This window comes from Caballeronia sp. Sq4a, assembly GCF_023170545.1.
Taxonomy (GTDB): Bacteria; Pseudomonadota; Gammaproteobacteria; order Burkholderiales; family Burkholderiaceae; genus Caballeronia.
The window spans coordinates 2,724,691-2,743,802 of record NZ_CP084250.1 but is presented as its reverse complement, the minus strand read 5'-3'; the positions used below and the strand labels follow the sequence as shown (position 1 = coordinate 2,743,802).

Genomic DNA, 19,112 nt, shown 5'->3' with positions numbered 1-19,112 from the left:
CTGTTCGACCCATCACGACAAGCCGCGATAGCGAACAATTCAACCTATCGAAAGAGGCACGCATTCATGGCTACCACTACTGCAAACCAGCAACCCATCGTTCCCGCGAAGAGCGGCAAGCTCAAGCGCATTCTGATCATCGCCATCGGGGCGATCGTTCTGCTCGGCGCAGGCGCCGGCGGCGCGTACTTCGTGCTCGGCAAGTCCGCGCACGGCCCCGCGAAGCCCGCGCCGCTGCCGCCGCCCGTGTTCTTCCCGCTCGAGTCGCTGACAGTCAACCTGCAAGCCGACGACGGCATCATGCATTACCTGCGCGTCGGCCTCACGCTCAAGCTCAAGGACGAGAAAGGCCAAGCCGCGCTCACCGAACGCATGCCGGAAATCCGCAGCCGCATCCTGCTGCTGCTCTCCGCCAAGCATCCGGACGACCTCGCGGGCATCGACGGCAAACGCAAGCTCGCCGACGAACTGCGCGTAACCGTCGAAGCCGCCGCCAGTACGCCCGAGCAGCCGGCCCACATTCAGGAAGTGCTCTTTACTGAATTCGTCGTTCAGTAAGCGCCCGGCACCCAATCAAGGAACGAGAGAGTCATGGGCCACGAAGAGTTCATGTCGCAAGAGGAGGTCGATGCCCTCCTCAAGGGCGTCACCGGCGAGATCGACCAGGTCTCCGACGAAAACAAGCCAGCCGGCGTGCGTCCGTACAACATCGCGACGCAGGAACGCATCGTCCGCGGCCGGATGCCCGGCCTCGAAATCATCAACGACCGCTTCGCGCGCCTCATGCGCGTGGGCATCTTCAACTTCATGCGGCGTTCGGCGGAAATCTCCGTCGGCCCCGTGAAGGTGCAGAAGTACAGCGAATTCACGCGCAATCTGCCGATCCCGACCAACCTGAACCTGGTCCATGTGAAGCCTCTGCGCGGCACGTCGCTGTTCGTGTTCGATCCGAACCTCGTGTTCTTCGTCGTGGATAACCTCTTCGGCGGCGACGGGCGGTTTCATACGCGCGTCGAAGGCCGCGAATTCACGCAGACCGAGCAGCGCATCATCCACAAGCTGCTGAACCTCGTGTTCGAGCACTACGCGGCCTCGTGGCGCAGCGTGCGCCCGCTCCAGTTCGAATACATGCGCTCGGAGATGCACACGCAGTTCGCCAACGTCGCGACGCCGAACGAAATCGTCATCGTGACGCAGTTCACCATCGAATTCGGCTCGATCGGCGGCACGCTGCACATCTGCTTCCCGTACTCGATGATCGAGCCGATCCGCGACGTGCTCTCCTCGCCGATTCAGGGCGAAGCGCTCGAAGTGGACCGCCGCTGGGTGCGCGTGCTGTCGCAGCAGGTGCAGTCGGCCGAAGTGGAGCTGACGGTGGATCTCGCCGAGATTCGCTCGTCGTTCGCGAAGCTGCTCAACATGCGCGCGGGCGATGTCTTGCCGATCGACATTCCCGAGCAGGTCGTCGCGAAGGTGGACGGCGTGCCGGTGATGGAATGCGGTTACGGAATTTTCAATGGTCAATATGCGCTGCGTGTCCAGAACATGATCAGCAGCGCCAGCGATTCGACGAAGGAAGGTAGTTATGAGTGATCTGATGCAGGAAGGCACCCAGCCCGGCGCGACCGACATGAAAGACGAAGAACTCTCGATGGACGATTGGGCGAGCGCGCTCGCCGAACAGAACGGCAACGAAGCGCCGGTCGCATCGGCGGGCGTATTCCAGCCGCTGTCGAAGGCCGCGGCGCCCTCGACGCGCAACGACATCGACATGATTCTCGATATCCCCGTGCAGATGACGGTGGAACTCGGGCGCACGAAGATCGCGATCCGCAACCTGCTGCAACTGGCGCAGGGCTCGGTCGTGGAACTGGACGGCCTCGCAGGCGAGCCGATGGACGTGCTCGTGAACGGCTGTCTGATCGCGCAGGGCGAAGTGGTCGTGGTGAACGACAAGTTCGGCATTCGCCTGACGGACATCATCACGCCGTCCGAACGTATCCGGAAGCTGAATCGATGAAACGCCTCGCCACCGTTGTCGTGTTGGCCGCGCCAATCTTCGCCCATGCAGCCGACATGAACGCCGTGAATCATGCCGCGCAGATCGCCTCGGGCGTCGGCGCGGGCAGCGCGGTGCCTTCGCTCGGCTTCGGCGCGGTGCTGCAAACGCTGCTCGGGCTCGCCGTCGTCATCGGCTTCGTGTTCGGCTGCGCATGGCTCGCCCGCAAGTTCGGCTATCAGGGCGGCAAGCGCAGCGGGCTCGTCAAGGTGGTGGGCGGCGCATCGCTCGGCAACAAGGAGCGCGTGGCAGTGGTCGAGGTCGGCGATACGTGGCTCGTGCTCGGCGCGGGCCCCGGCAACGTGCGGCTTCTGCACACGATGCCCGCCGGTTCCGCCGAAGCCGAAGTGCCGGCCGGCGTGACGGGATCGCCCGCGCAAACGTTGCCGGGTTCGTTCGGCCAGCGCTTTCGCGATGCGCTCGCCGGCGAAGCGAACAAGCGGCTTCAGAAGTTCGTCAGTACCGGCAAGTAAAGCCGACCGTTCCAGCCGATCCATCGGGCGTGCTCCGCGAGGACCACGCCCGTTTTGCTTTGGGCGACGCGCGCTTTCGCAATAGAACGAGTTGGCGCCGAATTGCCCTTCTGTTCGCGCCATCGTTTGCGACCGGGATAGTCAACAATTCATGCTATCGAAAGAGGCAGGACACCATGGCTATCACATTCGTCATTTTTCAGAGTCAGCGGCTTGGCGACGCGCTCAAGCGTCTCATGCAGTTCGTCGGCGGGAGCAAGTAATGCAGGTCGGTCGTCACATCGCGCGGGGCGTGAAGCTCGCGCTTCCGGTTGTCATCGCGCTGTCGCCGCTCGCGGCCCTCGCGCAAAGCACGGCGGGTTTGCCCGCGTTCAACACGAGCCCCGGCCCCAACGGCGGCACGACGTATTCGCTCAGCGTGCAGACCATGCTGCTGCTGACGATGCTCTCGTTCCTGCCCGCGATGGTCCTGATGATGACGAGCTTCACGCGCATCATCATCGTGCTGTCGCTGTTGCGCCAGGCGCTCGGCACGTCGAGCACGCCGCCGAATCAGGTGCTCGTCGGCCTCGCGCTCTTTCTCTCGTTCTTCGTAATGTCGCCGGTGCTGGACCGTGCCTACAACGACGCATACAAGCCCTTCTCCGAAGGCCAGATCGCGATGGATCAGGCAATGACGCGCGGCGTCGCGCCCTTCAAGCAGTTCATGCTGAAGCAGACGCGCGAATCCGATCTCGCGCTGTTCGCCCGCATTTCCAAGGCCCCGCCGATGAACGGCCCGGAAGACGTGCCGCTTTCGCTGCTCGTGCCGTCGTTCATCACGAGCGAGCTGAAGACCGGTTTCCAGATCGGCTTCACGATCTTCATTCCGTTCCTCATCATCGACATGGTGGTGGCGAGCGTGCTGATGTCGATGGGCATGATGATGGTGTCGCCCACGACCATCGCGCTGCCTTTCAAGCTGATGCTGTTCGTGCTCGTCGATGGCTGGCAGTTGCTGATCGGCTCGCTGGCTCAAAGTTTCGTATCGTAAGGAGACGCGCATGACACCCGAATCCGTCATGACGATGGCGCATCAGGCGATGGTCGTCGCGCTGTTGCTCGCCGCGCCGTTGCTCTTGGTCGCGCTCGTCGTGGGTCTCGTCGTGAGCCTCTTCCAGGCGGCCACGCAGATCAACGAATCGACGCTCTCGTTCATTCCGAAGCTGATCGCGGTCGCCGTGACGCTCGTGATCGCCGGTCCGTGGATGCTCTCGACGCTGCTCGACTACATGCGCCACGTGTTCACGATCACGCCCGCGATTACCGGCTGAGCGTTCGATGTTCTCCGTCACCTACGCGCAACTGAACGGCTGGCTCACCGCGTTCCTGTGGCCGTTCGTGCGCATTCTCGCGCTCCTCGCCACCGCGCCGGTCTTGAGCCACATGGCCATTCCGACGCGCGTGAAGATTGCGCTTGGCGCGTTTATCACGCTGATCGTCGCGCCGACTTTGCCCGCGATGCCGCAAACCACGGTGTTCTCGGCGGCGGGCATCTGGATCATCGTCAATCAGTTTCTGATCGGCGCGGCCATCGGCATGACGATGCAGATTGCATTCGCCGCCGTCGATGCCGCGGGCGAGTTCATCGGCCAGCAAATGGGCCTCGGCTTTGCCATGCTTTACGATCCGCGCGAGGGCGGCAATGCGGTGGTCATCTCGCGCTATCTGAACACGCTCGCGATGCTCGCGTTTCTCGTGTTCGACGGCCATCTGCAATTAATCAGCGCGCTCGTGACGACGTTCCAGAATGTGCCGATCGAGGCGAACGTGGTGGCGGCGGCATCGCATGCGCAGGGCTGGCGCGTGCTTGTTGGCTATGGGACCAGTATTTTCGGCACGGGCCTGCTGCTTTCGCTTCCGATCGTGGCGGCGCTGCTCATCTCTAATCTGGCGCTGGGCATTTTGAACCGGGCGGCGCCGCAGATCGGGATTTTCCAGGTTGGGTTTCCAGTCACGATGCTGGTCGGCTTGCTGCTCTTGCAGCTCATGTTGCCCAATCTGATGCCGTTCTTCTTGCGCATCTTCGATGCGGGTATCGCGCAAGTGGGGCGCGTGGCTGGGGCACTTTATTGAGGTTGGGCGTCGGCGGGATGCCGCCTCGGTGTTTGGTTTGTTCCGTGCCACCTTATCGGTCGGTCGACGCACGTATGTCGTTGCGGCGGTCGACTCCGCAGACCGACTGTCAGCAACCAAGTTGCGCCACTGTCGTCGCGCAATGCTGGAGACACAACGGGGCACCGCTCTTTCGCGTAACGCCCCGCGAACACCGCGCGCTTATCCGCCCGGTTCGAAACGTCTGCCATTTCCTTAACATCTCATCGGTCGATCGACGCGCGAGCTGATTGCGGCGGTCGACACGGTAGACGAGCCGTCAGCAAAGAAGACGCGCCACCGTCGCCGTGCGATGCTGGGGACAGCGAGGGGGCATCGCTCTTTTGCGCAATGCCCCGCGAACTACTATCGCTTTCAGCAGAATCGCGCGTTCATGCGTCCGGTTCGACGCCTGCCACTTGCTTCGCACGCCATCGGTCGACCGACACCGTACCTGACTGCGACGGTCGAGACGGCATACCGACTTCGGCAAAGAAGTTGCGCCACTGTCGTTGTGCGATGCCAGAGAAAAGAAGGGGCACCGCTCTTTTACGCAGTCCCCCGCGAACTACTATCGGTTTCAGCGGAATCGCGCGCTTATGCGTCCGGTTCAAGGTCTGCCGTTTCCCTGCACGCCATCGGTCGATCGACACGCGTATCTGATTGCGGCGCTCAACACGGTAGACCAGCCGTCAGCAACGAAGCTGCGCCACCGTCGTCGTGCGATGCTGGAGACAGCGACGGGGCATGGCTCTTTTGCGCAATCCCCCGCGAACTACTATCGCTTTCAGCGGAATCGCGCGCTTATGCGTCGGGTTGAACGTCTGCCGTTTCTTTGCACGCCATCGGTCGATCGACACGCGTATCTGATTGCGGCGGTCGATACGGCAGACCGACTACAGCAAGGAAGTCGCGCCACCGTCGTCGTGTGATGCCGAAAGCGACAACGAGGCACCGCTCTTTCGCGCAATGCCCCGCGACCTGCTATCGCTTTCAGCGGAATCGCGCGTTCATGCGTCCGGTTCAACGTCTGCCACTTTCTTCGCACGCCATCGATCGACGCGCGCATCTGATTGCGGCGGTCGAGACGGCATACCGTCTTCAGCAAGGAAGTTTGCGCCACTGTCGTTGTGCGATGGCGGAGGCAGCAACAGGGCTGCCGCTCTCCCGAGCAACGCCCCGCAAACTGTTATCGGCTTCAGCGAACCGTGCCTTCATTCGTGCGGGTCAACGTCTACAGTCGAGACGGCAGCCCGACCGACAGCAACGAACTCACGCCTTTGTCGTCGCGCCACGCCGAAAACAACAACGGGGCAAAGCTCTCCCGAGCCATGCCCCGCAACCTACTACCGCTTCTATCAAAAGCCGCCGCGCTTACCCGCCCAAATAATCAAACAACGACATCTTCTGAATCTGCGTGAACGCCATCTGCGCCGCCTGAAGCGAGTTCTGCGTCAACTCATACGAGCTGATCGACGAAACCAGGTCGATCTGCGTCAGGTTCGCCAGATCCGATGCGTTCTGCGTCTGCGTCGTCTGCATCGCCGTCTGCGTCGATTGAATCTGCTGCTCGCGTCCGCCCACCACGGTCTGCGCCGCCAGCACGTTGTTGAACGTGTTGGTGATCTTCGTGCCCGCGGTCGTCAGCGCGTTGGTCAGCGCGGCGTGCGCGCTGTCCGATCCGGTCGGCTGCTTCAGCGCGCTCACGAGGTTGTCGAGCGTCGCGAAGATGTCGTTGTTGCCAGCGGTCGCGGGCTGCACCGTGAAGCTGTCGCCATTGCCGGGCGCGCCCGCAACGGACACCGTCTGGCCGCCGAGCGTGATGTCCGCTTTGCCGGTGTACGCGGTCGGCGTCGTCGGCAACGATGAATCCGCCGGCACCGCCGTGACCGTGTAGCTCGTCGTGCCCGCGGTGGCATCGACGGCGAACTGGATCGTGTACGTGCTGCCGTTATTCGGATTGCTCGGGTCGGAAACGCTCACGCCGCTGATCGTGCCCGTGCCCGTGTTCGTCGCAGCCGCGCTCGAAACAGGCGTGCTTTCCGTCGGCGATACGCTGCCGAAAATCGACTGGCCCGGGTCGCCCACCGCGATCGAACGTCCCGCGCTGATCTGCACCGTGCGCTGGCCGGCGTCGCCCGAATACGTCGCGCCGACACCCGACGGGTTGTTCGTGTACGGCTGCGTGCCGCCCTTGAGGCCCGAGAAGATGTAATTGCCGTCGCTGTCCGTGGTGTTCGCGATGTTCATGAGCTGATCGCGATAGCCCTGAATCGCATTGGCGATGGCCGTGCGGTTCGCGTCCGTCAGCGAGCCGTCGCCGGCCTGCACGAGCTTCGTCTTGATGCTTTGCATCACGTCGCTCACGTCGCTCAGCGTGGAGTCTTCCTGTTGCAGCGAGGAGAGCGCCTTCGTCTGATTCGTGCCGTATTGCGTGAGCGCGTTGCCCTGCATCGTGAGCTGCACGGCCTGCGCCGCGCCGAGCGGGTCGTCGGACGCGGTCATGATGCGCTTGCCCGACGATATCTGCTGATACATGGACGCCAGCGTGCTCTGCTGGTCGCTCATGGAAGCGACGTTCAGATTGAAGTACTGGGAACTGGAAATACGCATCGCGAGTTGCCTCAGTTGAAGATGCCGAGCAGCGTCTGGAACAGCGACGACGCGGTCTGAATCACCTTGCTGTTCGCCTGATAGAGCTGCTGATACTGGATGAGGTTGGCCGCTTCTTCGTTCAGGTTCACGCCTTGCACGGACTGCTGTGCCGCTGTCGCCTGATTGAGCAGCGCGGTCTGCGACGAACTCGTCGCCTTGAGCTGATTGGCCTGATTGCCGATGTCGTTCACGTAGCTCGCGTACGAACCCGTGAGCGTATCGGTGCCGCCGTTGAGCGACTTCGCCGAGACGAGGTTCGCCATCGCGAGCGCGTTGCTGCCGTCGCTCGTGCCGCCCTTGTTAGCGGCGATATTGAACACGTCCTTGTCGGCGGGAACGCCGCTCAATGTCGCGCTTACGCCGTTGGACGTGATCGTGAGTCCCTTCGAGGCGTCGTACGGAATCGTCGAGTTCGCGGTGTACGCGGTGCCGTTCACGGTCACATCGACGTTCGACGTGAAGCCGCCTGCGGCCTTGTCGTACGTGAGCGAGATGTTCGACGGCATGCTGTAGCCCGCCGCCACCGTCGCCGACGTGATCGAGCCGGTGCCCGTGTTCGAAGTCGATGCCGAGCTCACCGCGGGCGATGCCGCCGCGATCGCGGTAGGGCTCTTCGTGGTCAGCGCGAAGTTGTCCAGCGCGCCGCGCGTCGGCTGAATGCTGAAGGAGTCGCCCTTCTGCATCGTGCCGGACACGGTGATGTTGAGGCCGTCGAACGTGCCGCTGTTGGCGGGCGGCGTAATGCTGCCGAGCGATTTACCCGACGCCGGATCGGTCACTTCGTAGTCCGTACCGTTGTACGTCAGGGTGTAGTCGCCCGTGGAAGGCTGCGACGCGTCGGCGAACGAGACGGCCACGCTGCCGCTGCCCTTGTTGCGCGCGTCGGAATATACGTTGGGCGTGCCGGTCGAAAAGAGCGCGCCGCCCGCCTTGCCGCTCAGGTCGAGGCCGAGCGCGTTCTGGCTATTCAGTTGCGAGGCGAAGCTCGTCGCGATGGCGCCGAGTTGCGCCTGCGCGGGATCGAGCGTCTGCGTGCGGAAGTCGATCAGGCCGCCCACGACACCGCCCGTCAGCGCGGAATTGTCGATGTACTGCGTGTTCGCGGCGGTCTGCGGCGTGCCGTCGGTGCGCTTGAACGCGACGGTCAGCTCGCTCGGATCGGAGGGCGACGTCACCGTTTGCAGGCCGTACTGCGTATTGCCGACGACGAGCGGCTGCCCGTTGCCGATGAACACGTTGTAGTTGCCGTCCTGCTGCACGACTTGCACGCCGATCATCGAACTGAGGTTCGTTACGGCCTGATCGCGTTGATCGAGCAACTGGTTCGGCTGCTGGCCCGATGCGCTCGCGCCGTTGATCTGCTTGTTGAGATCGGCGATTTGCTGCGCGTAGTTGTTGATCGACGAGACGGCGCTCGACAGTTGCGTGTTGACGCTCTGGCGCAGCTGGTCGTATTGCTCGCCGGCGGAGGTCATCTGGTCGGCGAGCGTCTGCGCGCTGCTGACGAGCGACTGGCGCGAGGCCGTGCTGCTCGGCGAGTTCGCCACCGACTGCAGGCCGGAGAAGTAGTTGCTGATGCCCGCCGCGATGCCCGACGTCGGATCGCCGACGAGGTTGTTGAGCTGCGAGAGCATCGTGTAATAGGTGTTCGCCGCGCTGCTCGCCGACTGCGTGTTGTTGACTTGCGTCGTCAGGTACTGGCTGTACTGTCGCGTGACGGTGACCGTCTGCACGCCGTTGCCGAGATACCCGGAGCCGGTGCTTTGACCGGACGCTTCCTGGTACGCGACCTTTTCCAGCGTATAGCCGGGCGTGGCGGCGTTGCTGATGTTCTGGCCGGTCGTCGTGAGGCCCCACTGGGCCGCATTCAGGCCCGACAAGCCGATGTTGATGATGTTGTTGGACATGCACGAATCCTTTTCTGGCGCTGCCGCTTGATTGCACGTTATATCGGCTGTTCGCCGGGGAAATTTAATGGTTTCCTTTTTTGATGCTTTCGGGTTTTCGCCTGCGGCGGGCGTTGTTTGGGTTCTTGCATTTTGCTTCTATCTTTGTGCTTCGTATGCGGCGATGTACGGGGGGTTCTTGGGTTAATTCTCGCGTTTGGTTCTGTTTTGCTGCCGCTCCTTTTCGTGGAACTTCTATTCGTGTCGGTCTATTGGCGTTGCCCCTCCCCGGGGCGGGGGTTACTTTCTTTGCCGCTGTGTATAGACCGGAGACATGGGTAACACCTGTTCCAGGACATAGGTAACACTTCGGACGAATGGTTCGTCCGGAGTCGGTCATGACCTGGGATAGCAAAGACATCATGGAACTGCGGCTTGAGTTCGTGAAGTTCGCCAGCCAAGAAGGGGCCAATCGACGCGCCTTGTGTCGCCAGTACGGCATTAGTCCGAAGACCGGCTACAAGTGGATCAGGCGCTACGAGCAGGGCGACACCGCGCTGGCCGATCGATGCCGGCGGCCCATCCATAGCCCGTCGCGTACGGCGGCCGATGTCGAGGCGCGCGTGGTCGAGCTGCGTCAAGCGCAGCCTGCCTGGGGCGCGCCCAAGATCGCGCGGCGCATGAGCGATCTCGGTTGCGATCGGACCCCATCGCCCAGCACCGTGACGCTCATTCTGCATCGGCACGGCCTGATCAGCGCCGAGAGCAGCACCGCAGCCTTGCCGTGGCAGCGCTTCGAACACGCGCATCCCAACGATTTGTGGCAGATGGACTTCAAGGGCTGCATCGAACTCGACAGTGGGACGCGCTGCGCGCCGTTCACCGTGCTGGACGATCACTCGCGCTTCGATCTGGCGCTCGATGCTTGCGGCAGCACGCCCACGCGGGTGGTGCGCGAGCACTTGCGCCGTGTTGAAACCGTTCGTCTTTACCGTTGGTCTGCGGGTGCCGGGGGCGGCTGTACGAGATCCGGATGCCAAGGCGCATCAGCCAGATCGCCAGCGCAGTCAAAAAGTCTCAAGCGCGCTGGCGAACCTGCCGATCGCCCTGCGGGCGTGTCCGGACACCGACGGCTGCTATGACGTGTACTTCCTTCATCATCGAATCGATACCGTCGACTTGAAAGAGCGCAGCAGGAGCAGTTGACTGTGTTACCTATGTCCTGACACACCTGTTACCCATGTCTCCGGTCTATACACAGCAGCAAAGAAAGTGACCCCCGCCCCGGGGAGGGGCAGCGCCAATAGACCGACGCGAGAATAAGTTCCCCGAAAGAACGAAAGAAAGACCGCCCCAAGCGCTACCGCGTAGGTCCGCAACCTCGCCCCGGCAAAGGGCAACCCCAACGACCGAACCCAAACCAACGCCCATCGGGGAAAGAGAAGCCCTTAAGCAAAAGTATCCACAAGCCCCACGGTCCGCCGAACGACCGCAGAAACGCCCCCGCCAGCGGCCTCGAGACCACCGCCACCGCCAACACCCCGCCCTCCGCGAGAGGAAGAAGAAGCCCCGCCCTGACCATCCCCCTGGGACTGACGCCCAAACGCCGACCCATCCGAGACACTCGTGCTCCCGAGACTGATGCCATTGGCTTCCATCGCCTCGCGAAGCTTCGGCATCGCAGCTTCCACCGCCTCACGCACCTGCGCATGCTGCGACACGAACAGCGCGTGCGCATGATTGTCGGCGACCTGAAGCGTCACCTGCAGCGGTCCGAGATCCTTCGGATTCAACGTGAGCTCCGCGCTCTGCTGATCCGACTTCGACACGAACACGACCTTCTGGCTGAACGCATCGTCCCAGCCGGATGCGCCCACGTGCGGCGCAATCGCCGCGCTCGTCGCCGACGTCATCGCGCCTTGCGGGCTCGATACGCCCGCATTCGCCGATGCCGCCTGCAACGCGACCGCATGCGCCGCCGCATCGGCGGACTGCTTGTACGCGGCGCTCGCGCCGTCGCCGGCCGGCGTCAGCGCGTCCTGCGCCGTGGCAAGCGCGGCGGCGTTCGTCTGCGCCGCGCTCGCAGCCGCGTTCTTCGCATCGCCCGATGCGCCGTTCGTCAACGCGATGCCGCGCGCGCCCTTCGCGCCCGCGCCGAGCAAGGCGCCCTGCGTTTCGCTCGTCGTCCCGTCCGTCGCCTTGGCGCCGTTTGAGCCATTCGCGCCGTTCGCGGCATTCCCGCCGGCATGCGCAGCCGCAGCCACGGCAGCCGCATTGGCCGGCGTGCCGTTCATCGCCGCAAGCGCGGCTTGCAGCGCATCCTGAGCCGGGTTCGCGTCGGCGCTCTTCTTCGCGTCGCCGGTCGCGGATGCGTCGCCGTCCGCCGATGCCGCCGTGGCCGCGCCAGTCGCCGCATCGGTGAGCGCGGCGAGGCTGGTGTCATCGGCATCCGCATCCGACGCGTCGGCGGCGTCGGCGCGCGCCTTCGCTTCGGCGGCCGCTTTCGCAGCGGCATCGGCTGCATTCGCAGGCTTCGCGTTCGCGTTGGCGCTCGCGGCCGGCTTCGACGCGTCCGCGCCGTCGCTCTTGTCCGCATGTTTCGGCGCGTCGTGCGTCGCGTCGGTCTTGCCGTTCGCGTCCGCCGATGTCGACGCCTGCGCGTCATCGCTCTTGCCGGCGTTCGCGCTGTCGTCGGGCTTCGGGGCGTCGTGCACGCTCGACTTGTCGCCGGACGTGAGTGCCTTCGCCGCGAGGGCGTCCGCGTTCGCGCGGTCGGTGATGCCTTGCAGCGTCAGCCCGAACGAAACGCCCGCGCTCGCCGCGCGCTTGGCCGTCGATGCGCTCGACGAGCTCGCGCCCGTGAGCGCGCCGATGGTTGAAACGGAGGACATGTTCGACCTCTTAAATCCTGAAATAAACTACACGCGGCGCTCGCTGCCATGACAGCAGCGCCGCTAAAAATCCGTCAGGCGCGCTCGGCTCGCATGCGCAGCACTTTCGCCGCGTGCTCGTCCGCTTCGCGCTGTTCGACACGCGCCGCCTTGCGCGCGAGAACCGCTTCGCCCCGTGCAGCCAGCACTTCGTAGCTGCCGACCTTCTGCTTCTTGAGCCGCCACTCCGGCTTTGCCGCCTCGATGCGCTGGTCGGCCGTCACGAGCAGCATGCGCTGCTGCGCGATGGCCGAATCCAGCGTATCGACGAACGCCTGGAAGTTGCGCAGCGTCTGCGCCGTCGTGCCTTGCTGGGCAGATGCCGTGAAGCGCGCGTGATACTCGTCGCGGTAGGCAACGAGCGATTCGAGCTGTTTCTCGGCCTCGTTGCGTTCCTGCTGCAACTTCCCGAGCTTCTTGGTGGCGGCGTCGAGCTCTTCTTGCGCGAGTTCGATGAGCGTGTTGATCGGCAGATTCTTGGACATGACGTGGCGGTTCCTGTGGTCTTCAGGGCTCTACGTGTTCTTATGACGAATGGCTCGAATACTAGTCGAAAAGCTGATGCAACAAATCAAGACTCGGTTCGAAATTTGCCTGCTCACGAAAACCTTGCTGTAAAAACGACTCCATCCGCGGATACAGCGCAATCGCGCGGTCGAGCAGCGCGTCGCGGCCGCTCGAATACGCGCCCACGTTGATGAGGTCGCGGTTGCGCTGGTAGCGCGACAGCATCTGCTTGAAAAGACGCACGCGTTCCAGATGCTTGTCGTCGATGAGCGAAGTCATCGCGCGGCTGATGGACTGCTCGATGTCGATGGCCGGGTAATGCCCCGCCTCCGCCAGCGACCGGTTCAGCACGATATGGCCGTCCAGAATGGCCCGCGCCGAGTCGGCGATCGGGTCTTGCTGGTCGTCGCCTTCGGTCAGCACCGTATAGAACGCGGTGATGGAACCGCCGCCTTCCGGCCCGTTGCCGGTACGCTCGACGAGCGCCGGCAGCTTGGCGAACACCGAAGGCGGATAGCCCTTGGTCGCAGGCGGCTCGCCGATCGCGAGCGCGATCTCGCGCTGCGCCATCGCGTAGCGCGTGAGCGAATCCATCAGCATCAGCACATGCTTGCCCTGATCGCGGAAATATTCGGCGAGCGAGGTCGTGTACGCGGCGGCCTGCATCCGCAGCACCGGCGACACGTCCGCAGGCGCGGCCACGACGACCGAGCGCGCGAGACCGTCCTCGCCCAGAATCTGCTCGATGAACTCCTTCACTTCGCGGCCACGTTCGCCGATCAGCCCGATCACGATCACTTCCGCGCTCGTATAACGCGCCATCGTGCCGAGCAGCACCGACTTACCGACGCCGGAACCCGCGAACAAGCCCATGCGCTGGCCGCGCCCGACCGTGAGCAGCGAGTTGATCGCGCGCACGCCCACGTCGAGCACCTTGTGAATCGGCTCGCGGTTCAGCGGATTGATGACCGGCGCGGCGAGCGGCGCATCGACCTTCGCGCCGAGCGGGCCGAGCCCGTCGAGCGGACGGCCGGACGCATCGACCACGCGGCCGAGCATTTCCCAGCCGACCGGCAGACGCTTCGCGCCCGCCATCGGATCGTTGATCGGCGCGCTTTCCAGCGGATACACGCGCGCGCCGGGCAAGAGGCCGCTCATTTCGGTGGTCGGCATCAGAAACAGCTTGTCGCCCGCGAAGCCGACGACTTCCGCTTCCGCCGTCGGGATCGCGCTGCCGGGCGGCAGTTCGATCATGCATTCGGAGCCCACGCCCATCTTGAGGCCGACCGCTTCGAGCACGAGGCCGGCGGCGCGCGTGAGGCGCCCGCACGGACGCAGCGGCTTCGCGATGGCGTTGCGCGACCTCAGCGCGTCGAGCTTGTCGCGCCACGCGTCGATGTGGGGATTGCCCGCGAGCTTCGCCAGTTCGGCGATGGTGTGCGCGGCGTACGCGTCCGGCGCGGCGTCGCTTGCGGCTTCTTCGCTCGCGAGCGGCCCGAACGACGCCCGCGCGATTTCCTGTTCCAGCGCGGACAACCCGTCCTGCGTGATGCGATGGTTCACCACGGCTTGTTCCTCCCGAGCGCAGCGGCGACGCGTTCCCAGCGCGACGCGTTGGTCGCGTCGATCTCGCCGGTCGCGGCGTGCGCCTTGCAGCCGCCGCGTTCAATGGCCGGGTCCGGACGCACCGTCCAGCCCGCCGATTCCAGTTCATCCTTCAGATACGAATCGACGATCGGCAGGTCGGCCGGGCTCACGATCAGCGTCGGCGCGCCCGACAGTTCCGGCTCGGCCGCGATCACTTCACGGGCGACGGCGACGAGCGCGGTCGGATCGAGCGCCAGATGCTGACGCACGACCTGCTGCGCGATATCGACGGCCAGCCCGGCCAGCGTTTCCGCGATGGCGGCGTCGGCGGCCTGAAGCGCGGTCTTGAACGCATCGGCGATCTGCGCGAGTTGCGCCGCCTGCGCGAGCGCTTCCTTGCGGCCGTCCTCGAAACCCTTCGCGTGGCCTTGCTCGAAGCCCGCCTGATAGCCGAGCGCCTGACCGGCGACGTGCCCCTTGGCGACGCCGTGCGCGTGCGCGTCTTCTTCGATGCGGCGCAGATGCGCTTCGAGCGCCGCCTGTTCCGCCGCGCTGTTGTCGACGGTGACGGGATCGAACGACGCCATCTCCCAGCGTTGATACGCGGAGACGGGCGCCTTCTCGCCCCGGTTCTGGGTGGCGGCGTCAGACATACGCGTCCTCCGCCTTGCCGCCTAGCTGAATCTGGCCGTTTTCCGCCAGATTGCGGACGATCTGCAGAATCTTGCGCTGTTGCTGCTCGACTTCCGACACGCGCACCGGACCGCGCGAATCGAGGTCTTCGGCGAGCAGTTCGGCCGCGCGCTGCGACATGTTCGAGAGGAACTTCTGGCGCAGCGCGGGCTGCGCGCCCTTCAGCGACACGATCAGCGTTTCCGATTCCACTTCCTTCAGCAGCAACTGGATCGCGCGGTCTTCCAGGTCGAGCAGGTTCTCGAACACGAACATCTGGTCGATGATCTTTTGCGCCAGTTCCGCGTCGTACTCGCGCACGTTCGAAAGCACGCCTTCTTCGTGATTGCTCGACATGAAGTTGAGAATCTCCGCCGCCGTGCGAATGCCGCCCATCGGCGCGCGCTTCAGGTTGTCGCTGCCGGAAAGCAGCGTCGTCAGCACGTCGTCGAGTTCGCGCAGCGCGGCCGGCTGAATGCCGTCGAGCGTCGCAATGCGCAGGAGCACGTCGTTGCGCAGGCGGTCGTTTAGCAGCGACACGATTTCCGACGCCTGATCGCGGTCCAGGTGCACGAGAATCGTCGCGATGATCTGCGGATGCTCGTTCTTGATGAGTTCCGCGACCGCGCCCGAGTCCATCCACTTGAGGCCTTCGATACCGCTCGTATCGCTGCCTTGCAGAATGCGGTCGATGAGCGCGCCGGCCTTGGTCTCGCCGAGCGCCTTCGTCAGCACCGAGCGAATGTACTCGCTCGAATCCAGCGAAAGCGCCGTGTGCTTTTCGGCTTCGCCGACGAATTCGGTCAGCACGTTGTCGAGCTGCTCGCGCGTCACGTTCTTGAGCGCCGCCATCGTGGCGCCGATCTTCTGCACCTCGCGCGGGGCGAGATACTTGAAAACTTCGGCGGCTTCTTCCTCTCCGATCGACATCAGGAGGAGCGCGGCTTTATTGAGACCTTCAGCGTTCATCGGACACCCAGTTCTTCACGACCGTCGCAACGATTCTCGGATCCTGCCGCGCGACCATTCGCGCGTAGTCGAGATTTCGATCGAATTTGGCCTTGTTGCTTTCATGACCGAGGAGGCTGACCTCGGCATCCTTGTCTTCGTCCTGCTTCGCTTCGCCGCTAATCGTCGGACCGTCCAGCAGCGAGAGTTCGTCGGCTGCGGCGAGCGCGGGCGCTTCTTCCGGCGGCGGCGGGAACGCGCGGCGCATTGCGGGCTTCACCATGCTGAAGTACAGGAACAGCGCGACGATGCCGATACCCACGTACTTCGCGAGCGAGATGCCGCGCGCAATCATGTCCGGCGTGCGCCACCACGGCACGGCAGGCGTCAGGTCCGAATCCGACGAGAACGCGCTGTTCACCACGTTGACCGAATCGCCGCGCTTCTCGTCGAAGCCCATCGCGTCCTTCACGAGCTGCTGCACTTGCGCGAGCTTGTCGGCGGCGAGCGGCTTCATCGTGACGTTGCCCTTCGCATCGACCTGGCGCTCGTAGTTGACGACCACCGCCACGGACAGACGCTTGATGCCGCCCGTCGCCTGCTCGTAGTGGCGCACGGTGCGATCCACTTCGTAGTTCGTCGTCGTGTCCTTGCGCAGATTGGTCGGCGTGGAACGCGTGGCGGTCGTGCCCGACGCGGCGGCGTCGATCGGCGCGGACGCCGGCTGCGGCGGCTGGTTCGAGAGCGCGCCCGGCACGCCCGAGGCGCCGCTGCCCGACGTTTCGCTCGATTCGCTCGACTGCTGGCTGCGGATCGCCGTGTTCTGCGGGTTGGCGTTCGGGCCGTAGCTTTCGGCGGTCTGCTCGAGCTTCGAGAAGTCGATGTCGGCGCTCACTTGCGAACGCGCATTGCCCGCGCCGAAGAGCGGCGAAAGAATGGCGTCGATGCGCTTTTGCGTGTTGTGCTCGATCTGCTGCACGTACTTGAGTTGCGACGCGTCCAGGCCGTTGACGGCGCTCTGGCTCGTGAGCAGGTTGCCGTCCTGATCGACGATATTCACGTTCTTGACCGGCATGTCCGGCACGCCCGATGCCACCATGTGCGCGATCGCGAGCACTTGGCCTTCGTCGAGCACGCGGCCGGGGTAAAGGTTCACCATCACGGAAGCGGTCGGCAGTTCCTTGTCGCGCACGAACACGCTCGGCTTCGGAATGGCGAGATGCACGCGCGCCGACTTCACCGACGAAATGGAACCAATGGTGCGCTCCAGCTCGCCTTCGAGCGCGCGCTGGTAATTGATCTGCTCGGCGAACTGGCTGATGCCGAACTTCTGGTTGTCCATCAGTTCGAAGCCGACCGAGCCGTTCTTCGGCAGACCCTGGCTCGCGAGACGCAGACGCGTTTCGTGAACCTGCTCGGCCGGCACGAGAATGGCGCCGCCGCCGTCGGACAGCTTGTAGGGAATGTTGCCCTGCTGAAGCGCGGCAACGATCGCGCCGCCGTCGCGATCCGACAGATTGCTGAACAGCACGCGGTAGTCCGGCTGGCGCGACCACATCACGAGACCGGCGACGACCATCGCCAGAATCGCGACGGCGACGATCAGCGGCACGCGCGGGTTCGAGCGAAACTGCGAAAGCATTGGCACCCGCTGCGCGAAACCGCCGGCGGAAAGGCCCGCGCCCGCTGCGGGCGCGCCTGCCGCGCCCGGCTGCGCACCCGCCAGGCCCATTCTGGCGTCGGGCGTGATCAATGAGTTGTTGGGCGTTTCCATTAGCGTCGAAGCTCCGAATCTTGGCTTCTTCCCGCGCCGCAGTGTCGTCCGCGGTTGGGGAAGTCTTTTCACGAGATGGATTATCCGCACTACCTTGCAAGTCGATTCGGTGAATAGAGCGGGGTTTTCCCCGTTCTTCGTACGCTTCGAAACGGGGTCCGCTGCTAATCTTTTTCATACCCGGACGAGCCATTTTTTACCGGCCCGTCCGAGCCGGCCAGACGCCGGCAATTCCACGGTCCTGCATCAATTTGCTGTCACACGGAGTCAATATGAACTTTCCGATCAATCCGCTTTCCGCCGCGATGAGCGCCATTCAGTCGATGTCGGCGCAGGCCGCCGGCGGCGCGGGCAGCGCGGCCACGGTGGCGTCCGGCGCGGTGACCGGACAAAGCGCGGGTTCGGGCGCGGCGACCGCGGGCAGCTTCGCGGACGCGCTCAAGTCGTCCATCGACAAGATCAGCGCCAACCAGACGACCGCGCTCAACGAGGCGCATGCATTCGAAGTCGGCGCGCCGAACGTTTCGCTCAACGACGTGATGGTGGACATGCAGAAAGCCAACGTCGGCCTTCAGTTCGGCTTGCAGGTGCGCAACAAGCTCGTGAGCGCGTACAACGACATCATGCAGATCTCCGTCTAACGCCCGGCGAGCGCCGCCGACCGTTCCGATCCTGCCTTTGAGCTTGGTTTTCGCCCCCAAACCCTTGCGCCCTAAAGCTTTTGCGCGTTTCTCCGATAACCCCGTTAGCAGCCCGGCGAACGACGGTTCGCTCGCGAAAGCGAGCCGCGCCTTCGTGTTTCGAGCCGGCGCGGACGTTCGCAGGCCGGAAAAAGCCGGGGCAGACGCGGGAGCGACACGGCGACATGCCGCGTGCTTCGCGTCGCGGGGGATACAGGTTGCAGGCGGCGCGGGTGAGGGCTTCGAGCCACGCTCGCCGGCTGCATGGATTTGCACGGGACGAGACGGGGCCGGGGCACGCGCGAACGCGCGCCCCGGCTAACCGGGGCGAGAAGCCGTAACAGTCGTCGAGACAGGAGCCATCGATGTTTTCGCAGGGACAGGCGGGAGCCAACGCATATGCGCGCGTCGGCGTTCAGACCGGCGTCATGGGAGCCAGCCCGCACCGGCTCATCGTGATGCTCTATCAGGGCGCGCGGCAGGCCATCGCGCAGGCGCGCATGCATACGCAGCAGAACAACGTGGGCGCGCGCGGCCAGGCGATCGGCAAGGCAATCAGCATCGTCGAAAGCGGGCTTCAGCAGGCGCTCAACAAGGACGCGGGCGGCGAAATCGCGCAGCGGCTCGACGCGCTCTATTCGTACATGACGCGGCGTCTTTTGCAGGCGAACATGGAGCAGAGCGAGACGATGCTCGTGGAAGTCGACAATCTGCTGGCGACGCTCGAGGAAGCGTGGGTCGGTATCGGACCGGAAGTGGCGCAAATGACCGCCGCAGCCGTCTGAACGAAAAACGGTGGGCGACTGCC

At 64.2% G+C, this 19,112-nt stretch carries 18 protein-coding genes and 2 pseudogenes; 11 read left to right on the top strand and 9 right to left on the bottom strand.

The window, feature by feature from the left end:
- Positions 1-66 precede the first annotated feature (66 nt).
- From fliL to LDZ24_RS13065, 8 genes are all read left to right on the top strand, one after another.
- A complete protein-coding gene (gene fliL, locus LDZ24_RS13100) occupies positions 67-558 on the top strand; it encodes a flagellar basal body-associated protein FliL (protein ID WP_248320709.1) in 492 nt (163 codons plus the stop codon).
- A 33-nt stretch (positions 559-591) separates the two neighbouring features.
- Positions 592-1,593 (top strand): flagellar motor switch protein FliM, encoded by a 1,002-nt coding sequence (gene fliM, locus LDZ24_RS13095; protein ID WP_175938539.1) that lies wholly within the window; start codon positions 592-594, stop codon positions 1,591-1,593.
- On the top strand, positions 1,586-2,020 hold the full coding sequence (fliN, locus tag LDZ24_RS13090; protein ID WP_175938540.1) for a flagellar motor switch protein FliN: 435 nt from the start codon (positions 1,586-1,588) through the stop codon (positions 2,018-2,020). The genes fliM and fliN overlap by 8 nt, the downstream gene beginning before the upstream one ends.
- Positions 2,017-2,532, top strand: a complete 516-nt coding sequence (gene fliO / locus LDZ24_RS13085) for a flagellar biosynthetic protein FliO (protein WP_248320708.1) — start codon at positions 2,017-2,019, stop codon at positions 2,530-2,532. Before fliN ends, fliO begins: the two co-directional genes overlap by 4 nt.
- Before the next feature lie 262 nt (positions 2,533-2,794).
- The gene (gene fliP / locus LDZ24_RS13080; RefSeq protein WP_206467222.1) at positions 2,795-3,565 is read left to right on the top strand and encodes a flagellar type III secretion system pore protein FliP; all 771 of its coding nucleotides are present in this window, start codon (positions 2,795-2,797) and stop codon (positions 3,563-3,565) included.
- Between the two features lie 10 nt (positions 3,566-3,575).
- Complete coding sequence (gene fliQ, locus LDZ24_RS13075) at positions 3,576-3,845, top strand: flagellar biosynthesis protein FliQ (RefSeq protein ID WP_175938546.1); 270 nt, start codon at positions 3,576-3,578, stop codon at positions 3,843-3,845.
- A gap of 7 nt (positions 3,846-3,852) precedes the next feature.
- A complete protein-coding gene (fliR, locus tag LDZ24_RS13070; protein ID WP_248320707.1) occupies positions 3,853-4,647 on the top strand; it encodes a flagellar biosynthetic protein FliR in 795 nt (264 codons plus the stop codon).
- A gap of 617 nt (positions 4,648-5,264) precedes the next feature.
- Positions 5,265-5,597, top strand: coding sequence for a hypothetical protein (locus LDZ24_RS13065; RefSeq protein ID WP_248320706.1), 333 nt, complete (start codon positions 5,265-5,267; stop codon positions 5,595-5,597).
- Between the two features lie 442 nt (positions 5,598-6,039).
- Here LDZ24_RS13065 and flgL read toward each other — a convergent pair whose 3' ends face one another.
- Together flgL and flgK are read right to left on the bottom strand one after the other, a co-directional pair.
- On the bottom strand, positions 6,040-7,278 hold the full coding sequence (gene flgL / locus LDZ24_RS13060; protein ID WP_248320705.1) for a flagellar hook-associated protein FlgL: 1,239 nt from the start codon (positions 7,276-7,278) through the stop codon (positions 6,040-6,042).
- A gap of 11 nt (positions 7,279-7,289) precedes the next feature.
- Positions 7,290-9,227, bottom strand: a complete 1,938-nt coding sequence (flgK, locus tag LDZ24_RS13055; RefSeq protein WP_248320704.1) for a flagellar hook-associated protein FlgK — start codon at positions 9,225-9,227, stop codon at positions 7,290-7,292.
- A gap of 377 nt (positions 9,228-9,604) precedes the next feature.
- Between flgK and LDZ24_RS13050 the strand changes: the two are divergent.
- Positions 9,605-10,198 (top strand): annotated as a pseudogene (locus tag LDZ24_RS13050) (helix-turn-helix domain-containing protein); the annotation flags it as partial.
- Here LDZ24_RS13050 and LDZ24_RS28125 read toward each other — a convergent pair.
- From LDZ24_RS28125 to fliF, 7 genes and pseudogenes are all read right to left on the bottom strand, one after another.
- A pseudogene (locus LDZ24_RS28125) lies at positions 10,164-10,274 on the bottom strand (IS481 family transposase); the annotation flags it as partial. The pseudogenes LDZ24_RS13050 and LDZ24_RS28125 overlap by 35 nt on opposite strands.
- A 380-nt stretch (positions 10,275-10,654) precedes the next feature.
- Complete coding sequence (locus tag LDZ24_RS13045; RefSeq protein ID WP_248320703.1) at positions 10,655-12,097, bottom strand: flagellar hook-length control protein FliK; 1,443 nt, start codon at positions 12,095-12,097, stop codon at positions 10,655-10,657.
- Positions 12,098-12,171: 74 nt separating this feature from the next.
- Positions 12,172-12,621 carry a flagellar export protein FliJ gene (gene fliJ, locus LDZ24_RS13040; RefSeq protein ID WP_175938533.1) on the bottom strand — a complete coding sequence of 150 codons (450 nt, stop codon included), beginning with the start codon at positions 12,619-12,621 and terminating at the stop codon, positions 12,172-12,174.
- A gap of 61 nt (positions 12,622-12,682) precedes the next feature.
- A complete protein-coding gene (gene fliI / locus LDZ24_RS13035) occupies positions 12,683-14,209 on the bottom strand; it encodes a flagellar protein export ATPase FliI (RefSeq protein ID WP_248320702.1) in 1,527 nt (508 codons plus the stop codon).
- Positions 14,203-14,883, bottom strand: a complete 681-nt coding sequence (gene fliH, locus LDZ24_RS13030; protein ID WP_175938529.1) for a flagellar assembly protein FliH — start codon at positions 14,881-14,883, stop codon at positions 14,203-14,205. Before fliH ends, fliI begins: the two co-directional genes overlap by 7 nt.
- Positions 14,876-15,871, bottom strand: coding sequence for a flagellar motor switch protein FliG (gene fliG / locus LDZ24_RS13025; protein WP_248320701.1), 996 nt, complete (start codon positions 15,869-15,871; stop codon positions 14,876-14,878). Before fliG ends, fliH begins: the two co-directional genes overlap by 8 nt.
- Positions 15,861-17,624 (bottom strand): flagellar basal-body MS-ring/collar protein FliF, encoded by a 1,764-nt coding sequence (gene fliF / locus LDZ24_RS13020; RefSeq protein WP_248320700.1) that lies wholly within the window; start codon positions 17,622-17,624, stop codon positions 15,861-15,863. The genes fliG and fliF overlap by 11 nt, the downstream gene beginning before the upstream one ends.
- A gap of 272 nt (positions 17,625-17,896) precedes the next feature.
- On the opposite strand from fliF, the gene fliE reads away from it, so the two are divergent.
- Positions 17,897-18,265, top strand: a complete 369-nt coding sequence (gene fliE / locus LDZ24_RS13015; RefSeq protein WP_248320699.1) for a flagellar hook-basal body complex protein FliE — start codon at positions 17,897-17,899, stop codon at positions 18,263-18,265.
- Between the two features lie 404 nt (positions 18,266-18,669).
- A complete protein-coding gene (fliS, locus tag LDZ24_RS13010) occupies positions 18,670-19,089 on the top strand; it encodes a flagellar export chaperone FliS (RefSeq protein ID WP_175938522.1) in 420 nt (139 codons plus the stop codon).
- Positions 19,090-19,112: the final 23 nt, after the last annotated feature.